An 18626-nucleotide genomic window follows, 5' to 3' on the forward strand; every position below is an offset into this window, starting at 1 on the left:
ATTATTTCAGTTCCAGCTCGTTCATAGCCGCGATGCTGAAGCCACCATCGACGTGAACGACTTCACCAGAGATGCCGGCAGCGAGATCGGAGCACAGGAATGCCGCGGAGTTACCCACATCTTCAATGGTTACAGTGCGGCGAATCGGCGTAACCGCTTCACAATGCGCCAGCATTTTACGGAAATCTTTAATGCCGGAAGCGGCAAGTGTCCGGATAGGACCTGCGGAAATAGCGTTCACACGCACGCCTTCAGGACCCATCGCATTAGCCATGTAGCGAACGTTCGCTTCCAGAGAGGCTTTCGCCAGGCCCATCACATTGTAATTAGGGATGGCGCGCTCAGCGCCTAAATAGGATAGCGTCAGCAGCGCAGAGCCTGGATTCAGCATGGAACGGCAGGCCTTTGCCATCGCTACAAAGCTGTAAGCGCTAATGTCATGAGCAATTTTGAAGCCTTCGCGGGTGACTGCATTCACGTAGTCGCCATCCAGTTGGTCAGCGGGCGCGAATCCAATTGAGTGAACGAAACCATCGAATTTCGGCCAGGCTTTGCTTAGTTCCGAAAACATTGCATCAATGCTGGCGTCTTCCGCCACATCACACTGCAGTACGATGCTGGAACCCAGTTGAGCTGCAAATTCTTCCACGCGGACTTTTAGTTTGTCGTTCTGGTATGTGAAAGCCAGTTCTGCGCCTTCGCGATGCATTGCCTGAGCGATACCCCAGGCGATAGAAAGTTTGCTGGCAAGACCCGTTACCAGAATACGCTTACCGGAAAGGAAACCCATAGTTTTAATCCTTATGGTCATTGCTTATTTTTAGCAATCAATGAGTTATGATCACAATTTCAAGCTTGCCCGAAATGGGGCTGCAATTATATCCCACTCTTTGTTCCTTGTAGAAGAGTAATCAGCCCGCAGTGACAATCACTACCCATGACATATGAGGATCATACAAGCGCGGAAGGATGGAGAAAATACAAGGCTTTAAAGGCATCTCAATGGTATTATTAACTGCTAGCTTATGTTTATAAACATAGCAAGGTAGGAACTTTCTTAAAACAAAAAATATGACCAGATTCAGTTCTTTATGATATATTGTTTTTATCGATCGATATTGATACATTGATCGATATTATTGATTGATTGTGATTAAAAGTGCATTATCAGGAAGTTATGATCAATTGGAGTGGTCTTATGCACTATCATTTCATCGCGGAACCGATGAGAGACACAACTGATACGTTACTGGGAGTTGAGATGAGCGCCCGGTTTACTTCAGATACGGTTTCTCCGTTACATCCGGAGTTCATCATTTCAGCGTGGAATAGCGAACAAAAACGTCATTTCATGCTCGAGTAAATTCGATTAATTGCCGAAAAACGTGACTGGTTTGAAAGCCACAACCTTTTCTGTACTCTGAACCTTATTGATGAAATGGCGCTACTGGCGATTGGAGACCCGATCGTCAAATCGGCATTACATGCAATGCCATTTGTTGCACTGGAACTTTCAGAACGCTTTCTGACGAATACGGTGTGTCTGAATAATCTACTGATTAATTCACTTCGCGACGGCCCAAACGCATTATGGCTGGGCGATCTGGGTTCCGGCAGCATTGGTGCCAGTCCGCTGGTGTGCGGTCGTTTTGACGTTGTGAAGCTGGATCGTGGTTTCTTCCTGGAGCAGGTTGAAAAACCAATGTTCCCGGTGCTAATGAAAAACATTCGTGAATATTGCGACCGTATTGCAGTGGAGGGCGTGGAAACAGCACGTCTTATCGACGAGGCAGGCGCTGCGGGTGTTTGGGTGATGCAGGGAACCCTTTTCCCTTCGGTTGCTTTTAGCGAGGTAGATACACTGCTCTTACCCAGCGTTTGCCACTGAGTGCAAAATTGCCCTCCGCTGAAGGAGGGCTGCATCTGCTAGCGATCTTTACGCCACGCGTCAGCGGTAAGCGCTTCGCCGAAATGGCCTGCAATCAGGCGACGGGTAAGCTCATGCAGCGGCGAGGCCAGAACATCTGCTGTGCTGCCGCGTTCAACCACTTCCCCCTGGTGCATGACTAATACCTGATCGCTGATATGCTTCATCATGCCAATGTGCTGGGTCACATAAATATATGAAATACCCTGTTTTTCCTGCAATTCCAGCATCAGATTGATGAGCTGCGAACGCATCGACATGTCGAGAGAGGCCAGAGCCTCGTCGGCGATAATTACTTTGGGTCGTAAAATGAGCGCTCGAGCAAGGCCCAGACGCTGTTTTTGTCCCGGGGCCAGCATATGCGGGTAATAACTCACATGGTCAGGCAGCAGACCCACCATACGCATGGTCTCAACGATCTGCTTGCGACGCTGTTCCGGCTCGAGGTCGGTGTTAAGACGTAGCGGGAAATCGAGGATCTGTGAGATACGCTGCCGCGGGTTAAGTGACGTTGACGGATCCTGGAAAATCATCCTGATACGCTGACTACGGAATGAGTAATCGCCATATTTTAACGGGTGATCGTCAATCAGTACCTCACCGCTGGTGGGCTCAATCATACCGGCCAGCATCTTCGCCAGAGTAGATTTACCAGAACCATTTTCGCCTATCACGGCGAGCGTCTGACGCTCGCGCAGGGTAAAGCTCAGGGGCTTAACGGCTTCAACGGTCTGACGGCGAAATAAGCCCGTCCGGTAGCGAAAGGTTTTGCTCAGATTACGAACTTCGAGCAGGGTTTCTACCATCTCACTCTCTCTCCATATTCAGCGGGAAATGACAGGCGTAGAGATGATTCTTTGCTCCGGTCAGTCTTGGGGTTTCGATACATTCGCGCTGAGCATAAGGGCAGCGCGGCCCCAGACGACAGCCGATAGGTAATTGTTCCAGCAATGGAATTGCTCCTGGCATGGTATTCAGGCGGCTTTTGTGCGGCATTGCGCTACCAAAATCAGGAATGGCGCGAATCAACGCCTGAGTGTAAGGATGATGCGGAATCGTCACCAGGTCCTTACTGGGCGCAGTTTCCACCGTTTGCCCGCAGTACATCACGTTAACTTTGTCTGCCCACTGGCTGAGCATTTGCAAGTCATGGCTTATCAACAAAATGGTGGTGTTGCTGTTTTGATTTAACCGGGTCAGCAGGCGGAAAATTTGCGCCTGAGTGGTGGGTTCCATCGCGTTCGTCGGTTCGTCGGCAATCAGCAAGCGTGGCTGATTAGCCAGGGCGATAGCGATCATCACCTTCTGGCATTCGCCGTCGGTGAGTTCGTACGGGAAGCTGCGCATGGCATCTTTATGATCTTTTATCCCGACGCGGTGCAGGAGTTCAATCGCGCGGCGTTTGCGCCAGCCAATGCGCTGCCACCAGCGGCCCTTGTAGGTCCATGCCGGAATATTTTGCATTAGCTGACGTCCGATGCGCTCGGAGGGGTCGAGACACGATTGCGGTTCCTGAAAGATCATAGAAACGTTATGACCGACCAGCTTGCGTCGTTCACGAGCTGAAAGGCGCAGCAGATCGATATCATCAAAGCGCATACGGTCTGCGGTTACGCGCCAGTTATCTTTAGCAACGCCGCAAATGGCCTTGGCGATCAGGCTTTTTCCGGACCCGGACTCGCCGACCAACCCGCGGATTTCACCTTCATTGAGGGTCATGCTGACGCGGTCAACCGCCTTTACCCACTCGTCGCCAGTCCTGAATTCAATGGTCAGGTTACGGATATCCAGTAATGGCATTATTCCACCCCCGCAATAATTGCGCGGCGCACGCCATCACCCAGCAGGTTAACCAGCAGCACGCTTATCATAATCGCTGCACCTGGCAGCATCACCGTCCACGGCGCGACATAAATCAGCTCCAGCGCGTCGCCCAGCATGGCTCCCCATTCTGGTGACGGCAACTGTGCGCCAAGGTCGAGAAAACCCAGCGCGGCGATGTCCAGAATCGCCATCGACAGCGCACGGGTAATTTCGGTGATAAGCCCGGCGGTAATATTGGGCAGAACGGCGAACCACAGAATATTGAGTGTGGTTGCGCCGTCCAGACGAGCGGCAATAACGTACTCTTTTTCCAGCTCGTCATGCACCATGCTGTAGACGGAGCGTACCATGCGCGGCAGCAGCGCCAGCCAGACGGCAAACATCGCGTGGGTCAGATGCGGCCCCGCAAAGGCCACCACAATAATCGCCAGCAGCAGCGAAGGGATCGAGAGCAGAGTGTCCAGAATGTGGTTCAGCACCGCGGAGCGCAAACCGTGCGTCGCTCCGGCAACCACGCCCAGCAACAGACCACACAGGGTAGCGGCAAGGGTGACGACAAACGCGCCGCCAACGGTCGGGGCCGCACCGCTGAGCAGGCGGCTTAACACGTCACGCCCCAGATCGTCAGTTCCGAGGAAAAATGAGACTTCGCCATAGCGCGACCATGACGGCGGTAAAAGCTGATAACCGAGAAACTGCTGGTCGATGCCATAAGGGGCAAACCAACCGCCAAAAACACACAGAATCGCTAATCCCGCGCAACCATACAGGCCAATCATCGCCGTCGCATCGCCGTAAAAATTACGCCACGCGGTGCGCAGCGTTCCCGGTGGGCGCTTTTCGCTGTAGACGCTATCGTAAGGCATACCATTCCTTATGTTTCAGAGGGTTAGCCATAGCACCCAAAATATCAGAGATGACGTTGACGATGATCACCAGTGAGCCAATCACCATAACGCCCGCCGAAATCGCCGCGTAATCCTGCTGGCGAATCGCGTTAATCAGCCAACGGCCAAGGCCAGGCCAGCTAAAGACCATCTCGGTGATCATCGCCAGCGTCAGCATGGTGGAAAACTGTAAACCCAGGCGCGGGATCACCGGCGGGAGGGCGTTGTGCAGGACGTGACGGCGCAGAATTGTTAAGCGTGACAGACCACGCGTGGCGGCCGCTTTGATGTAGTTTTGATCAAAGACCTCGATGGTGCTGATACGCATCAGGCGAATAACTTCGGTGGTAGGGGCGACGGAAAGCGTCAACACCGGGAGCACCATGTGCCGGATTGCGCTGACCAGCATTTCATCGCGCCAGGGCGAGTCGGAGATCCACGCATCAATAATGGCAAAACCGGTAACGGGTTTTACTTCGTAGAGCAGATCAAAACGGCCCGACACGGGAAGCCAGCCGAGGGTCAGTGAGAAGAGCAATGTCAGCAACAGCGCCAGCCAAAAAACCGGAATCGAAAAACCCATTAGCGCTAATGCGCTGATGCAGCGGTCCTGCCATTTGTTCCGCGTGATGCCTGCCAACATACCAACGGGGATCCCGACCATCAGCGCAAAACCAAAGGCCAGAATGCACAGTTCCATTGTCGCCGGGAACACCTCCTTCAACTGTTCTGAAATCAATTGGCCATTAATACTGGAGACGCCGAAATCCCAGTGGATGAGGCCATTGAACCAGAATACCCAGGCGTTCCACAGTGATGCGCCCTGTAACGGCGCATGAGGTGTGAAGTAGCTTAGACTGAATCCAATAAAGGTCAGAAAGAACAGGGTGATCAGCAGCAATAAAAAACGGCGCAAGGTGAAGATAATCATGGTTTTTTCACCTCATCTTTCTTTTCCCTGGAAACCCCGGCAAAAGAGGCATTACCGAACGGACTGAGCACCAGCCCTTTGATATCGTAGCGGTAAGCCTGCAGACGCAGTGAAGAGGCCAGCGGCAGGATTGGTAACTCTTTCGCGAGAATATTTTGCGCTTCGTCATAGGCATCAATTCGCGATGAGAGCTGCTGCGACGAGAGGGCTTTGCGCAGAACGCTGTCAAATTCCGGATTACACCAGTGGGCGAAGTTGGTTTGCGAGTTGATGGCGGCACAGCTTAGCAACGGTCGGAAAAAACTGTCAGGATCGTTACTGTCCGTCGCCCAGCCGGATAACGTCAGATCATGGTTCATATCCATTAATCGCGCCTCCTGAAATCGACCTTCTACCGGAATGATTTTCACTTTCACACCCACCTGAGCCATATCTGCCTGAATCAGCTCGGCGGTTTTCAGCGGACTTGGGTTCCAGGCCTGTGAGCTGGTGGGAACCCAAAGCTGCAAGGTCAGGTTCTCCAGCCCCAGCGCTTTTAACTGTTCGCGCGATTTTGCCGGGTTGTACTCTGTAATTTTAGCTTCGTTGTCATAAGCCCACGAGGCGCGAGGCAAAATAGATGCTGCGGTTTCCGCCGTCCCGTAGTAGATGGACTGCATCAGTCGTTGGTTATTAATGGCCAGCGCCAGCGCATGCCGCACGGCAGGGTTATCCAGCGGCGGTTTATTGGTGTTGAATGCCAGATACGCGATGTTCATCCCCGGACGCAGTGTCAGACGCAGGCGTGGGTCATCACGCAAAATGCTGAGCTGGCTGGCGGCAGGCCAGGCCAGAACGTCGCACTCGCCGGTCAGGAGTTTCGATAAGCGTCCGGTGCCGCCGGAGCCAAGGTCCACAACCACCTGCGGCATCAGCGGAGTACCACGCCAGAATTTTTCATGGCGCTGCAGTCGAATATATTGGCCGGCGCGATTCTCCGAAAGCTGGTACGGGCCCGTGCCGACGGGTTGTCTGTCGAGCAGTTCCTGGCGATCCTGTTTTGCAAGGTTAGCCGCATATTCCGCTGACATCACCGAAGCATAGTGCGTGGCAAGGTGCCACATAAAGGAGGCATCGGGCTGGGTTAAGCGAAATTCAACGGTGTTATTGTCCAGCTTGCGTACGCTTTGGACATTATCGGCGAACTGTAAACTGTCGAAGTAGGGGAAACTACTGCCGTTCACATTATGCCACGGATGCTGGCGATCAAAGATGCGCTCGAAGGTAAACACCACGTCGTCCGCATTCAGTTTACGGGTGGGGGTAAACCAGGCAGTCTTCTGAAACTGGACGTCACGACGCAGGTGGAAGCGGTAGGTTGCGCCGTTATCCAGCACCTCCCAGCTTTCGGCCAGCTCAGGCACCAGTCGATAGGTGTACGGGTCGACATCAAGCAGTCGGTCATACAATTGGGCCGCCAGCGTGTCGACGATGAGGCCGCTGCTCGCTTTTTGCGGATTGAACGTATTGACCTGCCCGCTGACGCAATAGACAAAGCCGCTGTCACGAATATCAGCGTGCGAAGCCTGTTCAGGCGCGGCAGCAGCCTGACCACTCAGAAATCCAGCCATCACGATCAGAGATGATAAAACCAGGCGCATAATTTTAAAGGATTATAAATAAAGAGGCTATCTTACTAATACTTAATGACATTTGCCATTACCGTTTGTGTTTGGGGGCAGCAAGGGTGATAACCGCGAATTCAACATCGCGACATGTTCAACATTCATACCCGCTATCCACTTTGAATCTACTCTGTTAACTATCTTAGCATTTTCATGACCCATCTGACTCGCTTAAACGCGTGATTCGCTGGCAGACAGAAAAACGTGAGGGAAAAGAGGGGAGGAAATGACCATGACGGGCAGAAGTGAGCATTAGCAAAATCGTAGGAATAAAGAAAATCGACCGGGAAGAGTGGCTTCCTTCCCGGTTATTGCGTTACTTCTGTATCTTATTTACGCGAACCACTGGTGGTTGCATTTTCGCATCGAGGCTACCGTTAATACTGATCATGTGATCGGGTTTAACCGTTCGGCCATCGAAAACCGCGTGTGGAATTAAAGTCTGGATACTGCCGGTTTTATCACGAAAGATAAATTTGTCTCCGCCTTGATCCTCGATGAGATTACCTCGTAGAGAAATGGTCGCACCGTCATGCATCGTTTTGGCCTGTTCGACAGTCATGATTCTTGCATCTTCGGTCCCACGATAACCTTCATCCAGAGCGTGGGCTGGCGGTGGAGCTGTATCATTTTTCAACCCGCCGTTATCATCAGCAAGCGCTGGCGACAATAAAAAACAACATAATAATGGCGTTATGGATAATTTCATACGTTCTCCCTTTTGCCTGGGGTGAGATGTAAATTGTGGTTGCTATTTATTAATACTGCGAACTGGATAAGTCTCAAATGATATTGTTCAAATTAAGTCTAACGTTGGTGGGGATATAAGCGTAACGGTAGGGGGAAGTAGGGAGGGGAATATTCCGAGAAAATTAAGTACTGCTGGGGAATATCGGTCATGCCATTCATTTTGGTCTACGCTTATTAGTCTTTGTGATAAATAAAGAGAGGTAATTGCATGGCTGGCTTAAACAAGGAAAAAAAGACCATCAATAAAACCAATTCTGCGCGTTTTCCGGCGCCGCCTTTTCAACAGCAGCAGCAGCCCTTTCCAGGGCTCGCGGGGAAAATGCAACCGCGTCCCGACCATGGAGAAGACAGCTATCAGGGAAGCGGTCGCCTGAATGGGCGCAAGGTATTAATTACCGGTGGGGATTCAGGGATTGGTCGTGCTGTTGCTATTGCCTATGCTCGTGAAGGCGCTGATGTTGCGATCAACTATTTACCTGAAGAAGAAGACGATGCGCGTGAAGTGGTCGACCTGATAAAAAAAGCAGGCAGAAATGTTTTGGCCATCCCCGGAGATATCCGTGATGAGGCTTTTTGCGGTCATCTGGTAACACAGGCGGTAAAAGGACTGGGAGGGTTGGATATCCTCGTCAATAATGCGGGTCGTCAGCAATTTTGTGAGTCAATTGAGGAACTCACCACAGAAGATTTCGACGCAACATTTAAGACCAATGTCTACGCTATGTTTTGGATCACCAAAGCGGCCATACCCCATCTTTCACCAGACAGCGTGATAATTAATACCTCCTCGGTACAGGCTTATGAGCCAAGTGAAATCTTGCTTGATTATGCTCAGACTAAAGCAGCTATCGTGGCATTTACTAAATCGCTGGCGAAACAGCTGGCCCCGAAAGGGATCCGTGTTAATGCCGTCGCGCCGGGTCCATACTGGACGGTGCTGCAGTGTTGTGGCGGTCAACCGCAGGAAAAGGTGGAGAAATTTGGGGCAAATGCGCCGCTGGGACGTCCTGGACAACCGGTGGAAATCGCGCCGCTTTATGTCACCCTGGCCGCTCAGGAGAACAGCTATACGTCTGGTCAGGTCTGGTGTTCTGATGGGGGAACCGGAACCCTCTAACGTTTATGCTCTGTACGTCGAAAGTGACTTTTAAGGCAAGGACGGACACTATTGTATAAGGACGGGAGCGGTACTTACCGCTCCGAGAATGCTAACCAATCACCGCGATGCCAAGCCGCTCCATCAGCAACGCTGCCTGATAGCTATCCAATTTGACGCCTTGTAAATCTACACCCCGAATATCTAAATCACCCAGTTCTGAATTGGTCAAATCACAGTGCGTGAAGTTTGCGGCCCGCCAGTCGAACGCTGAAAATTCACCGCCCGAGAGATCTGATCCACTGAACGTTGCACCCGCTACCTGAGTTCCCATCCAGCGGTTTTCCCACAGCTCGCACTTTTCCAGGACAACCTTCGAAAAGTTGGCGTAGCTTAGATTGGTATTCGTGATGTATGCGCTGCAAAACCAGGTCCGCGTGGTGATCATGTTCATAAAACTCGCGCCGCGAAAATCTGAACCCTGCGCGCGGCAGTGGCGAATTTCAATTCCCAGGGCACTGACGTTGCGAAAATCCGCCATGGATAAATCGCAACTTTTAAAAATGGCATCTTTCAGCATTGCGCGACTAAAATTACACCCTTTCTGGCTTTCGCGATCATAAAACTGACAGCCGATAAATTCAGTGCCGCTAAGATCGGCCCCTGAAAAATCACAGTTAAAAAAAGTACTGTTTTCAACTTTTTCCCCGGTGAAGCGGTTTCTGTCAATTTTTTCGCTAACTAGTGCCAGAGTCATAATGATATACCTGTTTTTTTATACAGTAATTTCATCATGGTAATCTGTTTTAACGCTATGCGTCAAATCCTCCAGTATAACGTCGGCGAAATTGTCCTAAATCTGGTGTTTCTTCAGCAAGGCACGAAGCTGATGGTAAGTCAGACCCAGTAGTTCAGCGGCCTTTTTCTGATTAAATTTCGCTTGCTGCAAGCTGGTTTGTAAAAAGTCTTTCTCTTGTTGCTGCTGGAATTCACGCAAATCCAGCGGTAATGCTGCAGATGCCAGCGTTGTTTCCTCTACCTGCGGCTGCGCAACATGGCGACGGAAGGGGTCGATGATTATCTCATCCAGCGGGTAATCGCTGGTACCGTGCCGGTATACGGAACGCTCCACGACGTTTTTTAGTTCACGAATATTGCCCGGCCAACGGTAGTGGAGGAGGGTCTCCCTGGCCTCGGCGGTAAACCCCGGGAACAGCGGTAACCCGATCTCGCGACACATCTGAATGGCAAAGTGTTCGGCCATTAACATGATGTCGCTTTGACGCTCGCGTAACGGGGGAAGTTGCACCACGTCAAAGGCCAGACGATCCAGCAGGTCTGCGCGGAAAGTGCCTTCGCTGACCATACGTGGCAGGTCGGCATTGGTCGCACAAACCAGGCGTACGTTAACCTGCAACGGCTGGCTGCCGCCAACGCGCTCCAGCTCGCCATACTCAATGACGCGCAACAGTTTTTCCTGCACCAGCATGGGGGCAGTCGCCAGCTCGTCAAGAAACAGCGTGCCGCCATCGGCGCGCTCGAAACGTCCAGGGTGGCGTTTTTGCGCGCCGGTAAAGGCACCCGCTTCGTGACCAAACAGTTCGGAATCGAGTAAGTTCTCGTTGAGCGCCGCGCAGTTAAGTGAAATAAACGGGCCTTGCCAACGCGTAGAGAGGTAGTGCAGGCGGTTGGCAATAAGCTCTTTCCCTGTACCTCGCTCACCGATAACCAGCACAGGTTTATCCAGTGGCGCCAGATGAGAAACCTGCTCCAGCACTTCAATAAAGCTGTTTGCTTCACCCAGAAGATTATCTTTGTATTCTGCCATGATGAAATTCACCATTTGTTAGTGTTATTCACCAATTTACCCTAATTATCTCGACAGGTAAAATTAGATATAATTATTAAAATCAATGGGATAAAAAGTTGGCACGCCAAGTGCATTACGAAATCAGCAGGGCATAGCCCGATATCAGAACAGTAAGTGAGGATTACATTATGGGTATTTTTTCTCGTTTTGCCGACATCGTGAACGCCAACATTAATGCGTTGCTGGAAAAGGCTGAAGATCCGCAGAAGCTGGTGCGGTTAATGATCCAGGAAATGGAAGATACGCTGGTTGAGGTGCGTTCAAATTCCGCACGCGCTCTGGCAGAAAAGAAACAATTATCTCGCCGTATTGAACAGGCCAGCGCGCAACAGGCAGAGTGGCAAGAAAAAGCCGAGCTGGCGCTGCGTAAAGAGAAAGAAGATTTGGCGCGTTCTGCGTTAATCGAAAAACAGAAACTGACTGACCTGATTGCTTCTCTGGAGCATGAGGTGACGCTGGTTGACGATACGCTGGCGCGTATGAAAAAAGAGATTGGTGAGCTGGAAAATAAACTCAGTGAAACCCGGGCTCGTCAGCAGGCGCTGATGCTGCGTCATCAGGCAGCGAGTTCTTCGCGTGATGTCCGTCGTCAACTGGACAGCGGTAAACTGGATGAAGCGATGGCGCGCTTTGAATCTTTCGAGCGTCGTATCGATCATATGGAAGCTGAGGCTGAAAGCCATAACTTCGGTAAACAAAAGTCTCTGGATCAGCAATTTGCTGACCTGAAAGCAGATGATGAAATCAGCGAGCAGCTGGCGCAACTTAAAGCCAAAATGCAGCAAGACAAGCAATAATAACATCTGGCGGCGCCCGAACGCGCCGCCGCTCATCACCTGTAAGGAGTACTCATGAGCGCGCTATTTCTGGCTATCCCGTTAACCATCTTTGTGTTGTTCGTTTTACCGATTTGGCTCTGGCTGCATTACAGCAACCGTTCCAGTCGTGGCGAACTGTCGCAAAGTGAACAGCAACGTCTGGTCGAACTCAACGATGACGCACAGCGGATGCGCGAGCGCATTCAGGCGCTGGAAGACATCCTTGATGCTGAACATCCAAACTGGAGGGACCGCTAATGGGAGGCGTTAACCTGAACAAAAAACTGTGGCGTATTCCGCAGCAGGGCATTGTGAAGGGGGTTTGCGCAGGTATTGCGCATTATCTCGATGTACCTGTGAAGCTGGTACGGATCCTGGTGGTGTTGTCAGTCTTTTTTGGCCTGGCCTTTTTCACCTTCGTCGCCTACATCGTGCTGACGTTTGTGTTAGACCCGATGCCGGACAATGTGGTCTGTGGCGAGCAACAGCCATCTAGCGGCGAGCTGTTGGATGCTGTCGATCGCGAACTGGCAGCAGGTGAAAAGCGTTTGCGTGAAATGGAACGTTATGTGACGTCTGATACTTTTTCATTACGTAGTCGTTTCCGCCAATTGTGAGGTTAGACATGAACAATCGCTGGCAACGTGCCGGGCAAAGGGTTAAGCCGGGCTTTAAAATAGCAGGTAAGCTGGTGCTTTTGACGGCGCTTCGTTACGGCCCGGCAGGGGTAGCAGGGTGGGCGGTGAAATCCGTCGCCCGACGCCCGCTAAAAATGCTGCTGGCGTTGGTTCTGGAGCCGGTGTTGAGTCGGGCTGCAGCAAAATTGTCGAAACGCTATTCTGATAATCAAACCTGATATCTGAATCAGCAAAAGCAAGCAACAATTAATCAACATTCCATCAGTTAATTTGCGGCAGCTCACAAATACGATTTTTTGGCTGCCAAAATTCTTTTTTTACCCCCCTCCAGACCACCTCAGCTGATTGACAGCTTATTTTCCGCAGAGTAGTCTCTTGATTCATGGGACCGCTACCACGAGAATTGAAGGTGAACCAAAAAATCCAAAAATGTCTGACAGAAGTTTATGGTGATACATTTACTTCATGCCACTATGAAGCGCTGCTTGCACGTTTAGAGAAGTCACAGGGATTAATTAAAAAGATCCGTAAAGCGCATTGGGATGAGGGCGATGTCGTTCTTATTACCTACGCCGATCAATTCCACGGGGCTGGTAAAAAACCGCTGCCTACATTTAATCAATTTTATAATGAATGGCTTAAGACGACATTTTCTCATGTGCATCTGCTGCCGTTTTATCCGTGGTCATCGGATGATGGGTTTTCCGTGATTAATTACCATCAGGTTGCCGAAGAAACGGGTGACTGGAATGATATTAAGGAATTAGGTGAATCCAGTCGACTGATGTTTGATTTTGTTTGTAACCATATGTCAGCTAAAAGCGAGTGGTTTAATAATTATTTACAACAACTTGACGGTTATGAAAATTTCTTTATTGCAATGGATCCTGATACGGACCTGAGCAACGTCACACGTCCACGCGCATTACCGTTACTGACGCCGTTTACGCTAAAAGATAACACCGTACGCCATTTATGGACGACGTTCAGCGACGACCAGGTCGATCTCAATTATGCCAACCCGGTAGTACTACTGGCGATGGTCGATGTGCTATTGAGCTATCTTGAGCAGGGCGCAGATTATGTCCGCCTGGATGCAGTTGGCTTTATGTGGAAAGAGCCAGGAACGAGCTGTATTCATCTGGAAAAAACGCATCAGCTTATCAAACTATTCCGCGCTATTGCTGACTGTGCGGCGCCTGGCACAGCGATTATTACCGAAACGAACGTCCCACATAAGGATAACGTGTCTTACTATGGTAATGGCCGTGATGAAGCGCATATGGTGTACCAGTTCTCGCTGCCGCCGCTGGTGCTGCATGCGGTACAACGCCAGGACACGTCGACATTGTGCCAGTGGGCGCAATCACTGGAACTGCCGTCTGGCGAGACCACCTGGTTTAATTTTCTCGCATCGCATGACGGTATTGGTCTCAATCCATTGCGCGGTTTGTTGCCTGAAGACGAGATCATGCGTCTGGTGACAGAATTACAACAGGAAGGCGCACTGGTTAACTGGAAAAATAATCCTGATGGTACTCGCAGTCCGTATGAAATTAACGTGACATATATGGATGCGCTAACGCCAGGAAATTGTAGCGATGCTGAGCGGTTTTCTCGCTTTATTCTCGCACATGCCATTTTGCTGAGTTTTCCTGGTGTGCCGGCGGTTTACATTCAAAGCATCCTTGGATCACGCAATGACTATAAAGGTGTTGAGACGTTAGGTTATAACCGTGCGATCAACCGCAAAAAATATCAGATAAGACAAATAGAAACGGAACTGGCAGATGAAACCAGTTTGCGTAACGCTATTTATCATGAGTTATCCCGACTCATTGTAATACGTCGTAATAATAAAGCATTCCACCCTGATAGTGATTTTCAAATTTGCAATGTTACACCAGCCGTCATGCAAATTAAACGTACGGCGGAAACAGGCGAGGAAATTACTGGACTATTTAATGTCAGCGGTCATACGCAAACCATTTGCATTGATATTGAAAATGGATTTGATTTGATTAGCGGTGAAACTATTTCAGGTAAAGAATTAACGTTGTACGCCTGGCAGGTCATGTGGGTTAAGTAATAAAAAGGAACATTTCATGCTTAAAGCTAAAATTGTGCTGATTTCAGCACTGGTTTCCTGCGCCCTGGTTTCCGGGTGTAAGGATGATAAAAAGTCCTCTGTCGCGATTGAATTTATGCACTCTTCTGTCGAGCAGGAGCGGCAAGCAGTTATTGCAAAACTGATTGAGCGTTTTGAAAAAGAAAATCCGGGCATCAGCGTCAAACAGGTTCCTGTGGAAGAAGATGCTTACAACACCAAGGTCATCACCCTGGCGCGCAGCGGTTCACTGCCTGAAGTCATTGAAACCAGCCATGACTACGCGAAAGTTATGGATAAAGAATCCCTTATCGATCGTAAAGCGGTGGCGCAGGTCATCAACGGCGTCGGTGAAGGTACTTTTTATGATGGCGTCCTGCGTATTGTGCGTACTGAAGACGGTAGTGCATGGACTGGGGTTCCGGTCAGCGCCTGGATTGGCGGGATCTGGTATCGCAAAGATGTGCTGGCAAAAGCTGGACTGGAAGAACCAAAAGACTGGCAGCAATTGCTGAACGTGGCCCAGAAGCTCAACAATCCTGGCAGTAAGAAATACGGTATTGCGCTACCCACGGCAGAAAGCGTTTTGACCGAACAGTCATTCTCTCAGTTCGCGCTCTCTAACCAGGCCAACGTTTTTGATGCGCAGGGAAAGATTACGCTCGACACCCCTGAGATGGCGCAGGCGCTGCAGTATTACCGCCAACTTGCCATGAACACCATGCCGGGCTCTAACGACATCATGGAAGTCAAAGACGCTTTCATGAACGGCACGGCGCCAATGGCGATTTATTCCACCTATATCCTCCCGGCGGTGATCAAAGAGGGCGATCCTAAAAATGTTGGCTTTATGGTACCGACGGAAAAAAATTCCGCGGTTTACGGCATGCTGACGTCGCTAACCATTACTGCTGGTCAAAAAACCGAAGAGACAGAAGCAGCAGAGAAATTTGTCACCTTCATGGAGCAGGCCGACAACATTGCGGATTGGGTCATGATGTCGCCAGGGGCTGCGCTGCCGGTCAACAAAGCGGTGGTGAATACGCCGACGTGGAAAGATAACGCCGTTATCAAAGCGCTGGGTGAATTACCCGATCAACTGATTGCCGAACTGCCGAATATTCAGGTCTTTGGCGCTGTCGGTGATAAGAACTTTACCCGCATGGGCGACGTAACCGGATCGGGTGTTGTGAGTACCATGGTGCACAACGTCACGGTAGGGAAAGCTGACCTTTCATCGACTATCAAGGCCAGCCAGACAAAACTGGATGACCTCGTTGAACAGCGCTAATGGGGAAATGGAAAGCCGTGATGAATAAGTTCTTTTCAGGTCGATCTGATATGCCATTTGCCATGCTCCTGCTGGCGCCCAGCTTACTGTTATTGGGCGGTTTAGTGGCGTGGCCGATGATATCTAATATCGAAATCAGCTTTATGCGTCTGCCGCTTAATCCGCAAATTGAGTCTACGTTTGTCGGGCTGAGCAACTATATCCGGATCTTATCCGATCCTGGATTCTGGCATTCGCTATGGATGACGGTCTGGTATACCGCGCTGGTTGTGGCAGGGAGCACGGTACTGGGGCTGGGAGTGGCGATGTTTTTTAACCGTGAGTTTCGTCTGCGGAAAACGGCGCGCTCACTGGTCATCCTCTCTTACGTAACGCCATCAATTTCGCTGGTGTTTGCCTGGAAATACATGTTCAACAACGGCTACGGCATTGTGAACTACCTCGGCGTGGATCTGTTGCATCTCTACGATCAGGCGCCGCTGTGGTTCGACAATCCCGGCAGCAGCTTCGCGCTGGTCGTGCTGTTCGCCATCTGGCGCTATTTCCCATACGCCTTTATCTCGTTTCTGGCGATTTTACAGACTATTGATAAATCGTTGTATGAGGCGGCAGAAATGGACGGCGCGAATGCCTGGCAACGGTTTCGTATCGTCACGCTGCCGGCGATTATGCCCGTGCTGGCGACCGTGGTCACGCTACGTACGATCTGGATGTTCTACATGTTCGCCGATGTTTATCTGTTGACCACTAAAGTCGATATTCTCGGGGTCTATCTCTATAAAACGGCGTTTGCATTTAATGACTTAGGCAAAGCGGCCGCGATCTCTGTCGTCCTCTTCGTCATCATTTTCGCTGTAATCCTGCTGACCAGAAAACGGGTGAACCTCAATGGCAACAAATAAGCGCACGCTTGGCCGCATTGGCTTTTACTGTGGATTAATTGTCTTTCTGGGCATCACGCTATTTCCATTTTTTGTGATGCTGATGACCTCATTCAAAAGCGCAAAAGAGGCGATCTCGCTGCATCCGACGCTGTTACCGCAGCAATGGACGCTGGAACATTACATCGACATCTTCAACCCGATGATTTTCCCGTTTGTTGACTACTTCCGTAATAGCCTGGTGGTATCGGTCACGTCATCGGTGGTGGCGGTATTTCTGGGCGTGCTCGGGGCATATGCGCTTTCCCGCCTGCGTTTTAAGGGACGAATGACCATCAATGCCAGCTTTTATACGGTGTACATGTTTTCAGGGATCCTGCTGGTGGTGCCGCTTTTCAAAATCATCACGGCGCTCGGTATTTATGACACCGAAATGGCGTTGATTATCACCATGGTCACCCAGACGCTGCCGACCGCGGTGTTCATGCTGAAAAGTTACTTCGACACTATTCCGGATGAGATAGAAGAAGCCGCGATGATGGATGGGTTGAATCGTCTGCAGATCATCTTTCGCATTACCGTGCCTTTGGCGATGTCTGGTCTGGTTTCGGTCTTTGTGTACTGCTTTATGGTGGCGTGGAATGACTATCTATTTGCCTCGATTTTCCTTTCCAGCGCCAGCAATTTTACCTTACCGGTCGGTCTGAACGCGCTGTTCAGTACGCCTGACTATATCTGGGGACGCATGATGGCTGCATCGTTAGTCACTGCATTGCCGGTTGTCATTATGTATGCGCTTTCCGAACGTTTTATTAAAAGTGGTTTGACCGCAGGCGGCGTGAAAGGCTAAGCGGCCAGTTTAATTAAGGAGTTGTAAATGAAGAAGTTAGTTGCCACAGAACCGCGCGTTGCGGCGTTGGTGGAATATGAAGACAGAGCGGTATCCGCCAATGAAGTTAAAGTACGCGTTCGCTTTGGTGCGCCGAAACATGGCACGGAAGTCGTCGATTTTCGCGCGGCCAGCCCGTTTATTGACGAAGATTTTAACAGCGAATGGCAAATGTTCATGCCGCGTCCGGAAGGGGCGCCGCGCGGGATTGAATTCGGCAAATTCCAGCTTGGCAACATGGTGGTAGGCGATATTGTTGAGTGTGGCAGCGATGTGACCGAATACGCCGTTGGCGATTCAGTTTGCGGCTACGGTCCTCTGGCTGAAACGGTTATTTTTAATGCGGTGAACAACTATAAATTGCGCAAAATGCCGGAAGGCAGTTCGTGGAAAAATGCCGTTTGCTATGACCCGGCACAATTTGCCATGAGCGGTGTGCGCGACGCCAATGTGCGTGTCGGCGACTTCGTAGTCATCGTGGGTTTAGGTGCGATTGGTCAGATTGCCGTCCAGTTAGCTAAGAAAGCGGGAGCCTCGGTGGTTATTGGCGTGGATCCGATTGCTCATCGCTGCGATATCGCACGTCGCCACGGCGCGGATTTCTGTCTGAATCCTCTGGGCACCGATGTGGGAATGGAAATTAAGAAGCTGACCGGCAAGCAGGGCGCGGATGTGATCATCGAAACCAGCGGTTATGCGGATGCGTTGCAATCGGCGCTACGTGGTCTGGCCTATGGTGGAACCATCTCCTATGTCGCTTTCGCGAAACCTTTTGCAGAAGGGTTCAACCTTGGGCGTGAAGCGCACTTCAACAACGCCAAAATTGTCTTCTCCCGCGCCTGCAGTGAACCAAATCCAGATTATCCGCGCTGGAGCCGCAAGCGTATTGAGGAGACCTGCTGGGAGCTGTTGATGAACGGTTATCTGAACTGTGAAGAACTTATTGACCCGGTAGTAACTTTTGCCAGCAGCCCGGAAAGCTATATGCAGTATGTGGACCGACATCCGGAAAAGAGCATCAAAATGGGCGTGACGTTTTAATTAAGGAATGCA

Annotated in this window: 19 protein-coding genes and 1 pseudogene; 11 read left to right on the forward strand and 9 right to left on the reverse strand. The window is 50.6% G+C overall.

The window, feature by feature from the left end; genetic code table 11:
* Nucleotide 1: 1 nt before the first annotated feature.
* Nucleotides 2-790, reverse strand: a complete 789-nt coding sequence (fabI, locus tag LA337_10400) for an enoyl-ACP reductase FabI (GenBank protein UBI18061.1) — start codon at nucleotides 788-790, stop codon at nucleotides 2-4.
* Between the two features lie 408 nt (nucleotides 791-1198).
* Between fabI and LA337_10405 the strand changes: the two are divergent.
* Nucleotides 1199-1888: pseudogene (locus LA337_10405) on the forward strand (EAL domain-containing protein).
* Nucleotides 1889-1926: 38 nt separating this feature from the next.
* On the opposite strand, the gene sapF reads toward LA337_10405, so the two are convergent.
* From sapF to LA337_10435, 6 genes are all read right to left on the reverse strand, one after another.
* Entirely contained in the window at nucleotides 1927-2733 is an 807-nt protein-coding gene (gene sapF, locus LA337_10410) for a peptide ABC transporter ATP-binding protein SapF (GenBank protein ID UBI18062.1), read from the reverse strand.
* Between the two features lies 1 nt (nucleotide 2734).
* Nucleotides 2735-3727 carry a peptide ABC transporter ATP-binding protein SapD gene (sapD, locus tag LA337_10415; GenBank protein UBI18063.1) on the reverse strand — a complete coding sequence of 331 codons (993 nt, stop codon included), beginning with the start codon at nucleotides 3725-3727 and terminating at the stop codon, nucleotides 2735-2737.
* Entirely contained in the window at nucleotides 3727-4617 is an 891-nt protein-coding gene (sapC, locus tag LA337_10420) for a peptide ABC transporter permease SapC (GenBank protein ID UBI18064.1), read from the reverse strand. Before sapC ends, sapD begins: the two co-directional genes overlap by 1 nt.
* Nucleotides 4604-5569: a peptide ABC transporter permease SapB gene (gene sapB, locus LA337_10425; GenBank protein ID UBI18065.1), complete on the reverse strand. Its 966-nt coding sequence runs from the start codon at nucleotides 5567-5569 to the stop codon at nucleotides 4604-4606. The genes sapC and sapB overlap by 14 nt, the downstream gene beginning before the upstream one ends.
* Nucleotides 5566-7209: a peptide ABC transporter substrate-binding protein SapA gene (gene sapA / locus LA337_10430; GenBank protein UBI18066.1), complete on the reverse strand. Its 1644-nt coding sequence runs from the start codon at nucleotides 7207-7209 to the stop codon at nucleotides 5566-5568. The genes sapB and sapA overlap by 4 nt, the downstream gene beginning before the upstream one ends.
* 340 nt (nucleotides 7210-7549) lie before the next feature.
* Nucleotides 7550-7942 carry a YdeI family stress tolerance OB fold protein gene (locus LA337_10435; protein UBI18067.1) on the reverse strand — a complete coding sequence of 131 codons (393 nt, stop codon included), beginning with the start codon at nucleotides 7940-7942 and terminating at the stop codon, nucleotides 7550-7552.
* Nucleotides 7943-8191: 249 nt separating this feature from the next.
* Between LA337_10435 and LA337_10440 the strand changes: the two genes are divergently transcribed.
* Complete coding sequence (locus LA337_10440; GenBank protein UBI18068.1) at nucleotides 8192-9100, forward strand: SDR family oxidoreductase; 909 nt, start codon at nucleotides 8192-8194, stop codon at nucleotides 9098-9100.
* A 91-nt stretch (nucleotides 9101-9191) separates the two neighbouring features.
* Here the strand turns inward: LA337_10440 and LA337_10445 are convergent, their stop codons facing one another.
* Together LA337_10445 and pspF are read right to left on the reverse strand one after the other, a co-directional pair.
* A complete protein-coding gene (locus LA337_10445) occupies nucleotides 9192-9836 on the reverse strand; it encodes a quinolone resistance pentapeptide repeat protein QnrB28 (protein UBI18069.1) in 645 nt (214 codons plus the stop codon).
* A 96-nt stretch (nucleotides 9837-9932) separates the two neighbouring features.
* Entirely contained in the window at nucleotides 9933-10922 is a 990-nt protein-coding gene (gene pspF, locus LA337_10450; protein UBI18070.1) for a phage shock protein operon transcriptional activator, read from the reverse strand.
* Between the two features lie 155 nt (nucleotides 10923-11077).
* Between pspF and pspA the strand changes: the two genes are divergently transcribed.
* The 9 genes from pspA (at nucleotide 11078) to LA337_10495 (ending at nucleotide 18614) form a co-directional block, all read left to right on the forward strand.
* Nucleotides 11078-11746, forward strand: coding sequence for a phage shock protein PspA (gene pspA, locus LA337_10455; protein UBI18071.1), 669 nt, complete (start codon nucleotides 11078-11080; stop codon nucleotides 11744-11746).
* A gap of 54 nt (nucleotides 11747-11800) precedes the next feature.
* Entirely contained in the window at nucleotides 11801-12025 is a 225-nt protein-coding gene (gene pspB, locus LA337_10460) for an envelope stress response membrane protein PspB (protein UBI18072.1), read from the forward strand.
* Complete coding sequence (gene pspC, locus LA337_10465; protein ID UBI18073.1) at nucleotides 12025-12384, forward strand: envelope stress response membrane protein PspC; 360 nt, start codon at nucleotides 12025-12027, stop codon at nucleotides 12382-12384. The genes pspB and pspC overlap by 1 nt, the downstream gene beginning before the upstream one ends.
* Before the next feature lie 8 nt (nucleotides 12385-12392).
* On the forward strand, nucleotides 12393-12623 hold the full coding sequence (pspD, locus tag LA337_10470) for a phage shock protein PspD (protein UBI18074.1): 231 nt from the start codon (nucleotides 12393-12395) through the stop codon (nucleotides 12621-12623).
* A gap of 191 nt (nucleotides 12624-12814) precedes the next feature.
* Nucleotides 12815-14494 (forward strand): sugar phosphorylase, encoded by a 1680-nt coding sequence (locus LA337_10475; GenBank protein ID UBI18075.1) that lies wholly within the window; start codon nucleotides 12815-12817, stop codon nucleotides 14492-14494.
* A 16-nt stretch (nucleotides 14495-14510) separates the two neighbouring features.
* Nucleotides 14511-15803, forward strand: coding sequence for an ABC transporter substrate-binding protein (locus LA337_10480; GenBank protein ID UBI18076.1), 1293 nt, complete (start codon nucleotides 14511-14513; stop codon nucleotides 15801-15803).
* Nucleotides 15804-15823: 20 nt separating this feature from the next.
* Entirely contained in the window at nucleotides 15824-16705 is an 882-nt protein-coding gene (locus tag LA337_10485) for a sugar ABC transporter permease (protein UBI18077.1), read from the forward strand.
* Nucleotides 16692-17534, forward strand: coding sequence for a carbohydrate ABC transporter permease (locus LA337_10490; GenBank protein ID UBI18078.1), 843 nt, complete (start codon nucleotides 16692-16694; stop codon nucleotides 17532-17534). The genes LA337_10485 and LA337_10490 overlap by 14 nt, the downstream gene beginning before the upstream one ends.
* A 27-nt stretch (nucleotides 17535-17561) precedes the next feature.
* Nucleotides 17562-18614 (forward strand): zinc-binding alcohol dehydrogenase, encoded by a 1053-nt coding sequence (locus LA337_10495; GenBank protein UBI18079.1) that lies wholly within the window; start codon nucleotides 17562-17564, stop codon nucleotides 18612-18614.
* The last annotated feature ends 12 nt before the right edge of the window (nucleotides 18615-18626 follow it).

Source organism: Citrobacter europaeus, from assembly GCA_020099315.1.
Classification (GTDB): domain Bacteria; phylum Pseudomonadota; class Gammaproteobacteria; order Enterobacterales; family Enterobacteriaceae; genus Citrobacter; species Citrobacter europaeus.

Coding starts and splice junctions, on each gene's coding strand:
- sapF (UBI18062.1), bottom strand. CDS start 2,733: ATGGTAGAAACCCTGCTCGAAGTTCGTAATCTGAGCAAAACCTTTCGC.
- sapC (UBI18064.1), bottom strand. CDS start 4,617: ATGCCTTACGATAGCGTCTACAGCGAAAAGCGCCCACCGGGAACGCTG.
- pspC (UBI18073.1), top strand. CDS start 12,025: ATGGGAGGCGTTAACCTGAACAAAAAACTGTGGCGTATTCCGCAGCAG.
- sapD (UBI18063.1), bottom strand. CDS start 3,727: ATGCCATTACTGGATATCCGTAACCTGACCATTGAATTCAGGACTGGC.
- pspD (UBI18074.1), top strand. CDS start 12,393: ATGAACAATCGCTGGCAACGTGCCGGGCAAAGGGTTAAGCCGGGCTTT.
- fabI (UBI18061.1), bottom strand. CDS start 790: ATGGGTTTCCTTTCCGGTAAGCGTATTCTGGTAACGGGTCTTGCCAGC.
- LA337_10440 (UBI18068.1), top strand. CDS start 8,192: ATGGCTGGCTTAAACAAGGAAAAAAAGACCATCAATAAAACCAATTCT.
- LA337_10490 (UBI18078.1), top strand. CDS start 16,692: ATGGCAACAAATAAGCGCACGCTTGGCCGCATTGGCTTTTACTGTGGA.
- pspF (UBI18070.1), bottom strand. CDS start 10,922: ATGGTGAATTTCATCATGGCAGAATACAAAGATAATCTTCTGGGTGAA.
- LA337_10485 (UBI18077.1), top strand. CDS start 15,824: ATGAATAAGTTCTTTTCAGGTCGATCTGATATGCCATTTGCCATGCTC.
- sapB (UBI18065.1), bottom strand. CDS start 5,569: ATGATTATCTTCACCTTGCGCCGTTTTTTATTGCTGCTGATCACCCTG.
- pspB (UBI18072.1), top strand. CDS start 11,801: ATGAGCGCGCTATTTCTGGCTATCCCGTTAACCATCTTTGTGTTGTTC.
- sapA (UBI18066.1), bottom strand. CDS start 7,209: ATGCGCCTGGTTTTATCATCTCTGATCGTGATGGCTGGATTTCTGAGT.
- LA337_10435 (UBI18067.1), bottom strand. CDS start 7,942: ATGAAATTATCCATAACGCCATTATTATGTTGTTTTTTATTGTCGCCA.
- pspA (UBI18071.1), top strand. CDS start 11,078: ATGGGTATTTTTTCTCGTTTTGCCGACATCGTGAACGCCAACATTAAT.
- LA337_10445 (UBI18069.1), bottom strand. CDS start 9,836: ATGACTCTGGCACTAGTTAGCGAAAAAATTGACAGAAACCGCTTCACC.
- LA337_10480 (UBI18076.1), top strand. CDS start 14,511: ATGCTTAAAGCTAAAATTGTGCTGATTTCAGCACTGGTTTCCTGCGCC.
- LA337_10495 (UBI18079.1), top strand. CDS start 17,562: ATGAAGAAGTTAGTTGCCACAGAACCGCGCGTTGCGGCGTTGGTGGAA.